The organism is Anoxybacter fermentans, from assembly GCF_003991135.1.
Lineage (GTDB): Bacteria > Bacillota > Halanaerobiia > DY22613 > DY22613 > Anoxybacter > Anoxybacter fermentans.
This window is the reverse complement of sequence record NZ_CP016379.1, coordinates 3,516,181-3,530,754: the sequence shown is the minus strand read 5'-3', so window position 1 is coordinate 3,530,754 and position 14,574 is coordinate 3,516,181. Positions and strand designations below refer to the sequence as shown.

Annotated in this window: 13 protein-coding genes and 1 other annotated feature; all 13 genes read right to left on the bottom strand. The window is 39.0% G+C overall.

Going from position 1 to position 14,574, the window contains the following annotated elements; genetic code table 11:
- Positions 1 to 55: 55 nt before the first annotated feature.
- The 13 genes from BBF96_RS16080 to sigH all read right to left on the bottom strand — a co-directional run bounded on the left by BBF96_RS16080 (position 56) and on the right by sigH (position 14,537).
- Positions 56 to 307: a ribosomal L7Ae/L30e/S12e/Gadd45 family protein gene (locus BBF96_RS16080; protein ID WP_236777849.1), complete on the bottom strand. Its 252-nt coding sequence runs from the start codon at positions 305 to 307 to the stop codon at positions 56 to 58.
- 102 nt (positions 308 to 409) lie between these two features.
- Positions 410 to 3,925, bottom strand: coding sequence for a DNA-directed RNA polymerase subunit beta' (gene rpoC / locus BBF96_RS16075; protein WP_127018080.1), 3,516 nt, complete (start codon positions 3,923 to 3,925; stop codon positions 410 to 412).
- 64 nt (positions 3,926 to 3,989) lie between these two features.
- On the bottom strand, positions 3,990 to 7,433 hold the full coding sequence (gene rpoB / locus BBF96_RS16070; protein ID WP_127018079.1) for a DNA-directed RNA polymerase subunit beta: 3,444 nt from the start codon (positions 7,431 to 7,433) through the stop codon (positions 3,990 to 3,992).
- A 576-nt stretch (positions 7,434 to 8,009) separates the two neighbouring features.
- On the bottom strand, positions 8,010 to 8,384 hold the full coding sequence (rplL, locus tag BBF96_RS16065) for a 50S ribosomal protein L7/L12 (protein WP_127018078.1): 375 nt from the start codon (positions 8,382 to 8,384) through the stop codon (positions 8,010 to 8,012).
- A 36-nt stretch (positions 8,385 to 8,420) separates the two neighbouring features.
- On the bottom strand, positions 8,421 to 8,939 hold the full coding sequence (gene rplJ / locus BBF96_RS16060; RefSeq protein WP_127018077.1) for a 50S ribosomal protein L10: 519 nt from the start codon (positions 8,937 to 8,939) through the stop codon (positions 8,421 to 8,423).
- 57 nt (positions 8,940 to 8,996) lie between these two features.
- Positions 8,997 to 9,132, bottom strand: a sequence feature (ribosomal protein L10 leader region).
- A 63-nt stretch (positions 9,133 to 9,195) separates the two neighbouring features.
- Positions 9,196 to 9,906, bottom strand: coding sequence for a 50S ribosomal protein L1 (gene rplA, locus BBF96_RS16055; protein ID WP_127018076.1), 711 nt, complete (start codon positions 9,904 to 9,906; stop codon positions 9,196 to 9,198).
- A gap of 63 nt (positions 9,907 to 9,969) precedes the next feature.
- The gene (rplK, locus tag BBF96_RS16050) at positions 9,970 to 10,395 is read right to left on the bottom strand and encodes a 50S ribosomal protein L11 (protein ID WP_127018075.1); all 426 of its coding nucleotides are present in this window, start codon (positions 10,393 to 10,395) and stop codon (positions 9,970 to 9,972) included.
- Between the two features lie 50 nt (positions 10,396 to 10,445).
- Positions 10,446 to 10,976 (bottom strand): transcription termination/antitermination protein NusG, encoded by a 531-nt coding sequence (gene nusG, locus BBF96_RS16045; RefSeq protein WP_127018074.1) that lies wholly within the window; start codon positions 10,974 to 10,976, stop codon positions 10,446 to 10,448.
- A 47-nt stretch (positions 10,977 to 11,023) separates the two neighbouring features.
- A complete protein-coding gene (gene secE, locus BBF96_RS16040; RefSeq protein ID WP_127018073.1) occupies positions 11,024 to 11,227 on the bottom strand; it encodes a preprotein translocase subunit SecE in 204 nt (67 codons plus the stop codon).
- Positions 11,228 to 11,282: 55 nt separating this feature from the next.
- Entirely contained in the window at positions 11,283 to 11,432 is a 150-nt protein-coding gene (gene rpmG, locus BBF96_RS16035) for a 50S ribosomal protein L33 (RefSeq protein WP_127018072.1), read from the bottom strand.
- A 102-nt stretch (positions 11,433 to 11,534) separates the two neighbouring features.
- On the bottom strand, positions 11,535 to 12,134 hold the full coding sequence (locus BBF96_RS16030) for a class I SAM-dependent methyltransferase (RefSeq protein WP_127018071.1): 600 nt from the start codon (positions 12,132 to 12,134) through the stop codon (positions 11,535 to 11,537).
- Positions 12,135 to 12,495: 361 nt separating this feature from the next.
- A complete protein-coding gene (tuf, locus tag BBF96_RS16025) occupies positions 12,496 to 13,689 on the bottom strand; it encodes an elongation factor Tu (RefSeq protein ID WP_127018070.1) in 1,194 nt (397 codons plus the stop codon).
- A 203-nt stretch (positions 13,690 to 13,892) separates the two neighbouring features.
- Complete coding sequence (gene sigH, locus BBF96_RS16020) at positions 13,893 to 14,537, bottom strand: RNA polymerase sporulation sigma factor SigH (protein ID WP_127018069.1); 645 nt, start codon at positions 14,535 to 14,537, stop codon at positions 13,893 to 13,895.
- Positions 14,538 to 14,574 lie beyond the last annotated feature (37 nt).

The following is a 14,574-nucleotide window of genomic DNA, read 5'->3' as shown; positions in this document are numbered from 1 at the left end:
AATGGGGCATAACCCCCTTATGCTTCTGGGGAGTTGTTATAAGATTATATATTAATTATTGGTCTTTTAAAATTGCTGCAGCTGCAGCTCCAACTTCAATACCTGCTGCCTCACCTAATTCGGCCATAGTATCAACATAATGTATAGGAACATTGGATTTTTTAGCTAATTCAACCAATGGATCTGTTATCCTTGTCTCAGCATCTTTTGCAATAAATAGATGTTCAACACGCTCCCCTTTAAGAGCTTTAAGAGTTTGTTTGGAACCAACAACTCTATTATCGCTCTCCTTAAGTCTGGTTAGCATCATCACCAACCTCCTCTCCACAAAGAAAAGGGCAGTTTAACTAACACACACTTAAGTATTTTAACACTTTCCTATAATATTGTCAACAGCTTTTCATCATTTTTATCCCTTGTTGGAAACCAGCTCAGAGGTATCTTCTTTTTTTTCTTCTTTAGTTTTCTCATTCTCTAAAGCCTCAGCCTCTGATTCATGAAGTTCTAATTCAATCTCGCGATATCTTCTCATACCTGTTCCGGCAGGGATTAATTGGCCAATGATCACATTCTCTTTTAAACCTAACAATGGATCAACTTTTCCTTTTAATGCTGCTTCCGTCAAAACCCTGGTTGTTTCCTGGAAGAAAGCTGCTGATAGAAAACTATCTGTAGCAAGAGATGCTTTAGTAATCCCTAACAGTTCTGGTTCCGCTTCAGCTGGTTCACCACCGGAAGCAATGATTTTTTTGTTGACCTTTTCAAATTCAAATTTATCAACCAGGCTACCGGGCAAGAACTCGGTATCTCCGGAACGACGAATTTTTACCTTTCTCATCATCTGGCGAATAACTATTTCAATATGCTTATCATTAATCTCAACACCCTGAGAACGATATACGCTTTGAACTTCCTGCAACAGATATTGCTGTACAACACGTGGTCCCCGAATTCTAAGCAGATTATCAGGATCAATTGGACCTTCAGTTAACCGATCCCCAGCTTCTACTTTGTCAGAATCTTTAACCCGTAATTGGGCACCATAGGGAACTGGATAAGTCTTTTTCTTTCCATCTTCACTTTCAATGATAATTTTGCGGGAATTTTTCTTTTCAACAATTCGGACAGTCCCTCCTATATCAGCCATAATGGCCTGCCCTTTAGGAGTTCTGGCCTCAAAAAGTTCCTCAACCCGCGGTAAACCTTGAGTAATATCATCACCAGCAACACCACCGGTATGGAAAGTACGCATTGTTAACTGAGTACCAGGTTCACCAATAGACTGAGCAGCTATAATACCTACTGCTTCACCAATATCAACCAATTTACCGGTTGCCAAATTCCTTCCGTAACAGAGACGGCAAACACCATACCGGGATTGACATGTCAAAACTGAATGAATTTTAACTTTCTTAATTCCCGCTTCTTTAATCAATTTCATCTTTTCTTCATCAATCTCATTGTTTCTGGCCACAATAACCTCTTTGGTCTTAGGATGGATAATATCTTCAGCAGCCATCCGGCCGATACATCTTTCTTCTAATGTTTCAATCTCTTCATTTCCTTCCCGAATTGCTTCTACATAAATACCATCTTCAGTACCGCAATCATGTTCTCTTACAATTACATCCTGAGAGACATCCACCAGACGACGGGTTAGATAACCGGAGTCAGCAGTCCGTAATGCGGTATCTGCAAGACCTTTACGGGCACCGTGGGTAGAAATAAAGTATTCCAGAACGCTTAAGCCTTCACGGAAATTCGATTTGATAGGCAAGTCAATGATACGACCAGATGGGTCAGCCATCAACCCGCGCATACCGGCAAGCTGAGTAATTTGAGGAATACTACCACGGGCACCGGAGGTAGACATCATAAATATCGAGTTAAATGGATCCAGGGTATCTAACAGTGCCTGGGTTATATCATCTTTTGCTTTGGTCCAGATATTGATAACTTTTTGATAGCGTTCCTGTTCAGTTATAGCCCCACGACGATAGTGTTCTTCAATTCGATTAACTTCTTCCTCAGCTTTGGCAAGTATTTCTTTTTTCTGTGGTGGTATCTTAACATCAGATACAGAGATAGTAATACCAGATTTAGTAGAATATTTGAATCCGAGAGCTTTAATTTTATCCAATAACTCAGCAGTTTTAGAATTACCGTAAAGCCGATAAGATTCGCTTACTAGCCGACCAAGAGCTTTCTTGTCAATCGGATAATTTCTAAATCTTAATTTATCAGGTAATATATCATTGAAGATAATTCGACCGATAGTTGTATCTATAATCTTACCATCATAATAACGTACTTTAACTTTTGCATGAAGCTCTGCTTTACCTGTTTCATATGCTAAAATAGCTTCATCAGGACTAACAAAAACTTTACCTTCTCCTTTTGCTCCATCTCTTTCTTTGGTCAGATAATAACATCCTAAAATCATATCCTGGGTCGGTACTACAATAGCACGACCATCAGCAGGTGAGAGAAGGTTATAGGTGGAAAGCATTAATAATCTTGCTTCAGCCTGAGCCTCAGCAGATAAAGGAACATGAACTGCCATCTGGTCACCGTCGAAGTCTGCGTTATATGCTGTACATACTAATGGATGAATTTTGATAGCTTTCCCTTCTACCAGTACAGGTTCAAAGGCCTGAATCCCCAACCGGTGCAAGGTAGGAGCACGGTTTAAGAGAACTGGATGTTCTTTAATTACATCTTCTAAAATGCCCCATACCTCTTCCTGTACCCTTTCTACCATTCGTTTTGCGCTTTTAATATTGTGTGCAAGCCCCTCATCTACAAGTCGTTTCATGACAAAGGGCTTGAAAAGTTCTAATGCCATTTTTTTAGGCAGACCGCATTGATGCATCTTAAGTTCAGGGCCCACAACAATTACAGAACGCCCTGAATAGTCAACACGTTTTCCTAATAGATTTTGACGGAAACGTCCCTGTTTACCTTTAAGCATATCACTCAAAGACTTAAGCGGTCTATTTCCAGCTCCGGTAACAGGACGCCCGCGGCGACCATTATCGATGAGAGCATCAACAGCTTCCTGGAGCATTCTCTTTTCATTCCTAATAATAATCTCAGGCGCCCCAAGATCTAAAAGTCTTTTCAAACGATTATTCCGATTGATAACCCGACGATAAAGATCATTTAAGTCAGAAGTAGCAAAACGACCACCATCTAATTGAACCATTGGACGCAAATCGGGCGGAATAACCGGAATTACATCTAAAATCATCCATTCAGGACGATTACCTGATTTTTTCAAACCCTCTAACACTTCCAGCCGTCGAATGGCTCTTTTTTTCCGCTGTCCAGAACTATCGTGAATCTCTTTGCGCAACTCTTCAATAGTTTTATCCAGATCCATTTCTTTAAGAATTTCTTTGATAGCTTCCGCACCCATTCCAGCTTTAAAAGATTTACCGTATTTGAGCCGTGCTTCCCTATATTCATTTTCCGAAAGAAGCTGTTTTTTACTTAAAGGAGTATCTCCTGGATCAATAACAATATAAGAGACAAAATAAATTACTTTCTCTAAAGCCCGGGGAGACATATCCAAAACAAGACCCAAACGGCTGGGAATACCTTTAAAAAACCAGATATGTGAACAGGGAGCAGCCAGTTCAATGTGCCCCATCCTTTCACGCCGGACTTTAGAACGGGTTACCTCTACACCACAACGATCACAGACTACACCTTTATAACGAACACGTTTGTATTTACCACAATGGCACTCCCAATCCTTTACCGGGCCAAAGATTTTTTCACAGAAAAGACCTTCTTTTTCAGGTTTCAAAGTGCGGTAATTGATGGTTTCTGGTTTTTTTACTTCACCACTAGACCAACCACGAATCTGTTCTGGCGAAGCTAAACCAATTCTCATTGAGTCAAAATTATTGACATTAAACAAGGGTCTCGCCCCTTTCTCTTTTTTATATCCTTCAATTTATCCGCATATACTTTGAAAATTAATATTAATAATTGTTATAATCATCATAGTTATCATAATCAGCAAAGTCATCATACCCTGCATCAAAATCTTCATCATCCAGATTAATATCATCAAGATCTTCTTCATCTGGATCTAAATCTATGTCATCAACGTCAAAATCATCGTCCATTTCTTCGTCTTCATTATTATCTTGATCTTCTTCAACATCTTTATCATCCTGATCTGATAAATCAGTAAGATCTATATCCAAACCTAATTTGCGTGCTGTGTCATTCAACTCATCTTCTTCAGCAATCTGCAACTCTTGCTCATCTTCAGTAAATACCCGGGCATCAAGACCGATACTTTGCATCTCTTTAATCAAGACTTTAAAGGATTCTGGAATACCCGGCTCAGGTACATTTTCACCTTTAACAATAGCCTCATAGGTTTTAACACGACCGACTACATCATCGGATTTAACTGTTAGCATTTCCTGAAGGGTATATGCAGCACCATAAGCTTCTAAAGCCCAAACCTCCATCTCACCAAAACGCTGGCCACCAAACTGGGCTTTACCACCCAATGGCTGCTGAGTAACCAGTGAATAAGGTCCAGTCGAACGGGCATGAATCTTATCATCAACCAGATGATGGAGTTTAAGCATATACATATATCCAACAGCAACCCGGTTTTCAAACGGTTCACCGGTGCGTCCATCATAAAGCACAGTCTTACCATCGGCATCAAAACCAGCTTCCTTAAGTGCTTCGAATATTTCTTCCTCAGATGCACCATTAAATACAGGTGATTCTACATAAATTCCCAAAGCTTTAGCCGCCATACCCAAATGAAGTTCTAATACCTGCCCAATATTCATACGGGAAGGTACACCCAGTGGGTTTAAAACAATCTCCACAGGTTCACCTGTTGGTAGGAATGGCATATCCTCTTCCGGTAAAATACGTGAAATAACACCTTTATTACCGTGCCGCCCGGCCATCTTATCACCAACAGATATTTTACGCTTTTTCGCAATATAAACGCGAACCAATTCATTAACACCAGGCTTTAACTCATCACCATTTTCCCGACTGAATACCTTTACATCAACGACAATTCCAGATTCACCATGAGGTACTTTCAAAGAAGTATCCCGAACTTCCCGGGCCTTCTCACCAAAGATGGCTCTAAGCAGCCGTTCTTCAGCAGAAAGTTCTGTTTCTCCCTTTGGAGTAACTTTACCCACCAAAATATCACCGGGTTTAACTTCTGCACCAACACGAATAATTCCACGATCATCCAAATCCTTCAATGCATCCTCGCCTACATTAGGAATATCCCGGGTAATCTCTTCTGGACCCAATTTTGTATCACGGACTTCACATTCGTGTTCCTCTATATGAATTGAAGTAAAAGCATCTTCTTTAACTAACTTTTCACTAATCAGAATAGCGTCCTCATAGTTATATCCTTCCCAGGTCATAAAGGCAACTAAAGTGTTCCGTCCTAATGCCAATTCTCCATGATCACAGGATGGACCGTCAGCTATGATATCACCCGCTTCAACCCGTTGACCTTTCCGGACAATAGGTTTTTGATTGATACAGCTACCCTGATTGGAACGAACGAACTTTAAAAGATTATAAGTATCAACAGTTCCATCGTCAGTTTTAATTTTGATCTGATCAGCACTTACTCTGATGACAGTACCAGAGTTTTTAGCCACAACACATACACCAGAGTCTTTGGCAGCTCGATATTCCATTCCTGTACCAACTATCGGTGCATCTGTAATCATTAAAGGCACAGCCTGACGTTGCATGTTTGCACCCATTAATGCACGGTTAGCATCATCATGTTCCAGGAATGGAATTAGTGACGCTGCCACACCAACAATCTGTTTTGTAGAAACATCCATATAATTAACCTTATCTGGAGATGTCACGGTAATCTCATCACGATGACGTACAACAACCCGCTTATTTATAAAGTATCCATCTTCATCCAACGGTTCATTAGCCTGTGCAATAATAAATTTATCCTCTTCATCAGCTGTCAAATAATCGATTTCATTCAATACCCGTCCATTTTCTACTCTTCTATATGGAGTCTCGATAAAACCGAATTCATTTGTCCGTGCATAAGTACAAAGAGAACCAATCAAACCGATATTTGGACCTTCAGGAGTCTCGATTGGACAAATTCGACCATAATGGGAATGGTGAACGTCACGTACCTCAAAACCGGCACGTTCACGGCTCAAACCACCAGGTCCTAAAGCACTCAAACGCCGCTTGTGAGTTAACTCTGATATCGGGTTAGTTTGGTCCATAAACTGTGACAACTGGCTACTACCAAAAAACTCTTTGATTGCAGCCGCTACAGGTCGGGTATTGATTAAGGCCTGAGGGGTAATAACATCTATATCCTGAATAGTCATACGTTCCCTAACAACCCGTTCCATTCTGGAAAGACCGATTCTAAACTGGTTCTGCAAAAGTTCACCAACTGTCTTTAAACGCCGATTTCCGAGATGATCAATATCATCTACCCATGCATCAGGATCTTTGTTAATTAATCTGATTAAATAACGAACTGTAGCAACAATATCTTCCTTGGTTAGACATCTCTGATCCAACGGAATATCTAGACCAAGCTTTTTATTTAACTTATAACGTCCTACAGCTGCTAGATCGTAACGTTTTGGATCAAAGAAGAGTGAATCAATTAAATTTTGTGCACTTTCAACAGTTGGGGGCTCACCAGGACGCAGTTTTTTGTAAATTTCAATTAGTGCTTCTTCTCTAGATTCAGTATTATCACGTTCCAGGGTATTATGAACTACTTCATAATCTCCTAAAAGATCTATTATTTGCGAATCAGTGCTCCAACCCAGTGCCCGAAAGAGTACTGTGGCAGGGATTTTCCGGGTACGATCAATACGAACTGCTAAAATCTCTTTTTTATCATATTCAAATTCGATCCAGGCTCCTCTGTTTGGAATAATCGACGCATTATAGAGAAGTTTACCCTCTTTAGTTCTCTCTTCACCAAAATAAACACCTGACGAACGAACCAACTGATTAACAACAACCCGCTCAGCACCGTTAATGATAAAGGTACCCTTTTCGGTCATTAAAGGCAAATTTCCCATAAATACTTCCTGTTCTTTTACTTCACCTGTCTCTTTATTAATTAACCGGACTCTAACCCTGAGCGGAGCTTCATATGTAACATCTCGATCTTTACACTCATTCACATCATACTTAGGTTCCCCCAGGGTATAATCAACAAACTCCAGAATCAGATTATCTGAAAAATCCTGGATCGGTGAAATTTCATCAAACATTTCTTGCAGACCTTCTTTAAGAAACCATTCATAAGATTCCTTCTGTGTTTTAATTAAATATGGAACATCCATTACCTCTTTGATCTTAGCATAAGATTTCCTTGGCCTAGGTACTTGCCGTTCTGTAACAGCCATTAATTCCCTCACCCCCGTGTTTTTCAAAAGAACATTAAGGTATTAAAAGCAAGGTTTTCTTAAGCCCTCGCTTTTTCTGCCAAAACTTAATTTTAGTATTACCATCCATTATTTGGTCTATACATAAAAGTAAATCTGGTAAATATATTTTACCAATAAAGTCCTTCAGTTCATCGGGTGAAAAGAGATTTTAACATAAAAAAGCCTTAAGTTCCCATTATAACCTCCTACTATAACAATGTATAATAATAACATATAACTTTCTAGATGTCAAGAACTTTTATAATAAATAATCTATGATCTTACTGCAAAAAGTTAATTTTTCGCTTCTTGAGAAATTTTTCGAATCATTTAAAGCTCGATTTCCGCCGAAATAAGGCTTCCACCTTCTGGCCCTTGATTAGCTCATCAATCCTCATATGAGACCTTATTTCGTCAGAAATCTCGCTAAGATGATTTGGCGAAAAATTTCTATGTCGCTCAAAATTAGCTTTTTGCAGTACAATCATCTATTAAAAAAAATAAAGCACTCTGCATTTAAAACAGAGCGCTTTATGATTTCTGTTTTTAAAACAATTACTTAACTTCCACTTCTGCACCGGCTTCTTCCAGTTTAGACTTGATCTCTTCAGCCTCTTCTTTGCTAACACCTTCTTTAACAGGCTTAGGTGCATTATCAACCAGTTCTTTAGCTTCTTTAAGACCCAGACCGGTGATTTCACGAACAACTTTAATAACCTGGATTTTCTTTTGACCTGGGGATTTAAGAATTACATCAAATTCAGTTTTTTCTTCAGCTTCAGCACCACCTGCAACAGCACCTGGCATTGCAGCCATAGCTACTGGAGCAGCAGCGCTAACACCAAACCTTTCTTCCAGTTCCTTAACCAGCTCAGACAATTCCAATACAGTCATGTTCTCAATAGCTTCGATAATTTGCTCTTTATTCATTTTCAATTTTACCTCCTTCAAATTTTCATAAATTTTTTATGCTTTTTGCTCCTTAATAGCAGATAATACATAAACCAGATTTCTAATGGTACCTTGAAGAACATTAACCAGACCACTAATTGGCCCTTGCATACCCCTGAGAACCATAGAGAGCAGAACTTCTTTTGGTGGAATATCAGCCAAATCTTTTACTTTTTCAGGGCCAATAACATTCTTATCCAAAATACCAGCTTTAATCTCAAGCTTTTCATGTTCCTTAGCAAAATCAACCAAAATCTTAGCCGGACTTACAGGGTCTTCCATACCAAAAGCAATGGCATTTGGACCAGTCAAAATCTCATCTAACCCTTCAATTCCAGCCTTTTGAGCAGCTAAGCGGGTTAAAGTATTCTTGATAACTTTAAACTCAACACCTGCTTCTCTTAGTTTCTTTCTTAGTTCAGTTACTTCTGCTACATTTAATCCCCGATAATCTGTTATAACCATTGATTTGGCTGTATTCATCTTTTCTGCTATTTCTTCAACAATCTTTTTCTTTTCATCAATGCGGGCCATTCTTCCACCTCCTCTGCTAGCCTGAAAATCTCTACCATTCCGCCGGACTAGAGAAACCTCAACATAAATAAAGGCCTTCGTAGACATACGAAGGCCTTTAAAACACTGAGTGTGGAATATCTCTATATCCAGCCTCGGTAGGATATTAAGCCTTAATGGCACCTACTGTCTACGGCACAAAAATTATTCTGTTTTTCTCACAAAAAATAATATAACATATTTCAATTAAGTCGTCAAGACTTTTTTATTATCAAAATTATTCATTCATGTTCATAACAACATTAGGATCAATTTTGATACCTGGCCCCATTGTTGAAGATACTGCAATACTTCTCAAATATCTACCTTTAGCTGCAGCAGGTTTGGCTTTAATTAACGCATTTAATACTGTCTTAAAGTTTTCAACCAGATGTTCTACAGGGAATGAAGCTTTTCCTATAGGAACATGAACAATGGAAGTTCTATCAACACGGTATTCTATCTTACCGGCTTTTGCTTCCTGAACTGCCTTACCAATATCCATAGTTACAGTACCAACTTTTGGGTTTGGCATCAAACCTCTTGGACCAAGAATACGTCCAAGACGACCTACTACCCTCATCATGTCAGGAGTAGCAATAGCTACATCAAAGTCCAACCAGTTTTCCTTTTCAATCTTTTCAGCTAAATCCTCAGCACCTACAAAGTCAGCACCAGCTTCCTTAGCCTCTTTAGCTTTTTCACCCTGAGCAAAAACAATAACTCTAACATCTTTACCGGTACCGTAAGGTAGGACAACAGCACCGCGAACCTGTTGATCTGCATGCTTAGGATCAACACCAAGTTTTACTGCAACTTCAACGGATTCATCAAATTTAGCAGTTGCTAATTCTTTTACTAAATTTAAGGCTTCCTTGGGTTCATATAATTTCTGTCTATCAACTTTCTTAGCTGCTTCGAGGTAACGTTTTCCCCTTTTTCTTGCCATTTTTCCAAACCTCCCTAGTGGTATTACCGGATTTCAAAATCCTCCCACAAAATTTTAAAAAGTTTAGTCAGTAACAACAATTCCCATACTCCGGGCTGTACCCGCAATCATACTCATAGCTGCTTCTAAACTGGCAGCATTCAAATCCGGCATCTTTATTTCAGCAATCTCTTTAATTTGCTCTTTGGTTACAGTTCCTACCTTCTCTGAATTGGGTCTACCGGAACCTTTTTCAATTCCGGCAGCTTTCTTTAACAGAACAGCAGCAGGCGGAGTCTTAGTAATAAAAGAGAAAGACCGGTCAGCATAAACTGTAATTTCCACTGGAATAATCATTCCGGCCTGTTGAGCTGTTTTAGCATTAAAAGCTTTACAAAACTCCATAATGTTTACACCATGTTGACCCAGAGCAGGACCAACTGGAGGAGCCGGATTTGCTTTACCAGCAGGAATCTGTAATTTTATTACTCCAACAACCTTTTTAGCCATTCTCATTACACCTCCTTTAATGTGGTTAAACGGATTTAAACATCCTCCCACTAAACTTCTTCAACCTGATTGAAGTCCAGTTCTAAAGGTGTTTCACGGCCAAACATCGAAACCAATACCTTAACTTTACCGCGTTCAGGATAAATTTCCTGAACAACTCCAATAAATTCTTCAAAAGGACCATCTGTAATTTTGACAGATTGTCCCTTTTCAAAATTAATCTCAGGACGAGCTTCTTTAATACCCATGCTCTTTAAGATTTCTTTAACTTCATCCTCTGGTAATGGTAAAGGTTTGGTACCGCTACTAATAAATCCTGTTACGCCAGGGGTATTTCGTACAATGTACCATGTCTCTTCAGTCATAATCATCTCTACTAAAACATACCCGGGAAATATCTTCTTATTTACGACCTTTTTTTTACCCTGTTTTGTCTCAACTCTTTCTTCAGTAGGTACAAGAACACGAAAAATCTTATCCTGCATTCCAGTTGCTGCGATACGTTTTTCCAGATTAGCTTTCACCTTATTCTCATGCCCGGAGTAGGTATGAATAACATACCATTCCTTTTCTTTTGTCATAACAAAGGGACCCTACAGTTTTTGTAGGACCCTCACCTCCCTTTTATTTAGCGAATAATAAGAGGAGCAATGAGATTGGAAAAAATAAGATCAACTACCCCAATAAATACCGCAACAATAAAAACTGTTACCAATACAACAGTGGTGTAGGAAGCCAACTCTTTAAAATTAGGCCAATTAACTTTACGCAACTCAGCTCTTACTTCACGAAAATATTTTTTTATCCGAGCTAATAAACCCTTAGAAGCCATTTTTTCACTTCCCTTGATTTTTTTATTGATCAACAAATTATAATTTTAAAAAAAATTATTTAGTTTCTCTATGCAGAGTGTGGGTTCTACAAAACTTGCAATACTTTTTCAATTCCAATCTTTCTTTAGTATTTCTCTTATTCTTAGTAGTAGAATAATTTCTCCGTTTACACTCTGTACAGGCAAGTGTGATAATCTCTCTCATGATGCCACCTCCCGACTCAGCGCTAACTAACTTGTTATCTGGGATACCTTATTTAATTTATCACATTTTGACCGGAATGTCAATAAAATTTTACTGATATAATTATCTTTTAATACCGCAATAAACTCTATATCCACTTCCCTTATCTACCTCATCTACTTCGCCAAAAACTTTTTCTATCTTTTTTGCCAGACTCTTTGCACCTTGCCGTGTCCGACAGACAGTGTACAACAAACCACCGGGTTTCAAATGCTCTCTGGATTTCTCAATTAATGGATAAACTACTTTTTTACCTGCGCGGAAAGGTGGATTCATCAAAATAACATCAAAATCTTTATCTTCTACGTTACTAAACCCATCACTTAAAATCACTCTGGCATTCGTGATACAATTCCTCTCAAGGTTTTCCTTAGCTAATTCTACTGCCCGCTGATTAATATCAACCATTACAACCTGACCTTCTAATGCCAGATCAGCAGCAACAATTCCGATGGGACCATAACCGCATCCCATATCCAGAACTTTATCTGAAAGCTTAATCTGCATAGCCTTAATTAAAAGCTCAGTTCCCCGATCAATTCGCTTACGCGAAAAAACTCCTGCATCTGTCAAAAATATATATTTCCTGCCTCGAAGCTCAACTACAATCTCATGAAAATCATGCTCAACTTCAGGATTTTGTGAAAAATAATGTTCATTCATTACCCATCCCGCCTATTTAAAGCAAACTTTTAACTATATAATACCTAAATCTGAGAAATTTTATACTCCCTTATTTTAATAAATTTTGAGATTATACTGCAAAAAACTAATTTTGAGCGACATAGAAATTTTTCGCCAAATCATCTTAGGAGATTTCCAACGAAATAAGGCCTCATCATAGGAGGTAATGAGCTAATCAAAGGCCAAAATGGCCCTTTGACTAGGAAGCCTTATTTCGGCAAAAATCGAGCTTTAGATGATTCGAAAAATTTCTCAAGAAGCGAAAAATTAGCTTTTTGCAGTTTAACTATTTTGGTTGAAAAAACTCCTGAAGAAACATCTTCAGGAGTTTTTTAGATTATTATTCAATAATCTCGGTAACAACACCTGCACCTACAGTACGGCCACCCTCACGGATAGCAAAACGCAAACCTTCTTCCATAGCAACTGGAGTAATTAGAGTACCTATCATTTCAATGTTATCACCAGGCATTACCATCTCTACACCTTCTGGCAGAGTAATCTCACCAGTTACGTCAGTTGTTCTAAAGTAGAACTGAGGTCTATATCCACTGAAGAATGGAGTATGACGACCTCCCTCTTCCTTGCTCAATACATAAACCTCTGCCTTAAACTTAGTATGCGGAGTAATACTACCTGGCTTGGCCAATACCTGACCCCTCTCTACTTCGTCACGAGCAATACCTCTAAGCAATGCACCAATATTGTCTCCTGCTACTGCCTCATCTAACATCTTACGGAACATCTCAACACCGGTACATACTGTCTTACGAGTCTCAACAAAACCAACAATCTCTACTTCATCACCAGGATGCAATGTACCGCGCTCAATACGACCAGTTGCTACTGTACCACGACCAGTGATAGAAAATACATCCTCTACTGGCATTAAGAATGGCTTATCAGTATCTCTCTCCGGCTCTGGAATATACTCATCAATTGCATTCATCAGTTCCATAATCTTTTGAGTCCACTCATTATCTGCTGCTGGGTCTTCTAATGCCTTCAAAGCTGAACCAACAATTACTGGTACTTCATCTCCTGGGAAGTCATATTGGTTCAACAGATCTCTTACTTCCATCTCTACCAGCTCTAACAACTCTGGATCATCTACCATATCAGCTTTGTTCAAGAATACTACAATGTATGGCACACCTACCTGACGGGCCAACAGAATGTGCTCACGGGTCTGTGGCATTGGACCATCTGCTGCAGAAACTACCAAAATAGCACCGTCCATCTGAGCAGCACCGGTAATCATGTTCTTAACGTAGTCAGCATGGCCCGGACAGTCAACGTGTGCATAGTGACGCTTTTCAGTCTCATACTCAACGTGAGCGGTAGCGATAGTAATACCTCTTTCTCTTTCTTCAGGTGCGTTGTCAATAGAATCGAAAGCTCTTGGTTGAGCCAGACCTTTGTTAGCTAATACCATAGTAATAGCAGCAGTTAAAGTAGTCTTTCCGTGGTCAACGTGACCAATGGTACCGACATTAACGTGCGGTTTAGTCCTTTGAAATTTTTCTTTTGCCATTCTAAGTCATCCTCCTTAACATTGCGCATATTTTGATTTTTTAAATAAATTTAGCTAAAAAAACTTAACTTTATCTATGTAAAACGGCGCCTCAACGAGGCGCTCTATTATTTTTTTTTAAAAGATGCGGGGTATTTAAAAAACTCTGGTAGTTACTCCCCCCCGCTAAGGAGTGCTTGCACTAACAGAGATAATCCCTAAAATTAAAAATTATGTTTCTGAAGAAAAACTTCCAGTTTCCGTTTGACACGCTGCAGAGCGTTATCTACAGACTTTACATGACGGTTCAGATTATCAGCAATTTCCTGGTAGGATTTACCATCGAGATATTCCTGTAAAACATTCAATTCCAGATCACTTAACATCTCGGTAATTTTGTTTTCAATTAAATTATAAGCTTCTTTGCTAATAAATAGTTCTTCTGGATTTGTAAGTTTACCTCCCCGTAATACATCTAAAAGGGTTCTGTCAGATTCTTCATCATAAATAGGTTTGTTTAAAGAAACATATGAATTGAGTGGTTGATGTTTCTGGCGCGTAGCAGTTTTTATTGCAGTTATAATCTGACGGGTAATACATAACTCAGCAAATGCGCGGAATGAGGCTAGCCTGTCCGTTTTATAATCGCGAATAGCCTTGTAAAGACCAATCATTCCTTCCTGGATGATATCTTCACGGTCAGCACCCACTAAAAAATACGACCTGGATTTAGCTCGTACAAAATTTTTATACTTCTTGATCAAATACTCTAAAGCAGCCTGGTTACCATTATGGGCACATTCCACCAGCTCATCATCCGTCATGTTGCTGTAATCTTCATATTCTTTTTTCTTGAGATTTCCGCTCAAACTTAATCCCCTCCGCCCTTCAGGTTTAATAAAAAGC

Excerpts from the sequence above, each read along its gene's own strand:
- rplK (WP_127018075.1), bottom strand. The coding sequence starts at position 10,395 with ATGGCTAAAAAGGTTGTTGGAGTAATAAAATTACAGATTCCTGCTGGT.
- rplJ (WP_127018077.1), bottom strand. The coding sequence starts at position 8,939 with ATGGCCCGCATTGATGAAAAGAAAAAGATTGTTGAAGAAATAGCAGAA.
- rpmG (WP_127018072.1), bottom strand. The coding sequence starts at position 11,432 with ATGAGAGAGATTATCACACTTGCCTGTACAGAGTGTAAACGGAGAAAT.
- rplL (WP_127018078.1), bottom strand. The coding sequence starts at position 8,384 with ATGAATAAAGAGCAAATTATCGAAGCTATTGAGAACATGACTGTATTG.
- rpoB (WP_127018079.1), bottom strand. The coding sequence starts at position 7,433 with ATGGCTGTTACAGAACGGCAAGTACCTAGGCCAAGGAAATCTTATGCT.
- tuf (WP_127018070.1), bottom strand. The coding sequence starts at position 13,689 with ATGGCAAAAGAAAAATTTCAAAGGACTAAACCGCACGTTAATGTCGGT.
- nusG (WP_127018074.1), bottom strand. The coding sequence starts at position 10,976 with ATGACAAAAGAAAAGGAATGGTATGTTATTCATACCTACTCCGGGCAT.
- secE (WP_127018073.1), bottom strand. The coding sequence starts at position 11,227 with ATGGCTTCTAAGGGTTTATTAGCTCGGATAAAAAAATATTTTCGTGAA.
- BBF96_RS16080 (WP_236777849.1), bottom strand. The coding sequence starts at position 307 with ATGCTAACCAGACTTAAGGAGAGCGATAATAGAGTTGTTGGTTCCAAA.
- rplA (WP_127018076.1), bottom strand. The coding sequence starts at position 9,906 with ATGGCAAGAAAAAGGGGAAAACGTTACCTCGAAGCAGCTAAGAAAGTT.
- BBF96_RS16030 (WP_127018071.1), bottom strand. The coding sequence starts at position 12,134 with ATGAATGAACATTATTTTTCACAAAATCCTGAAGTTGAGCATGATTTT.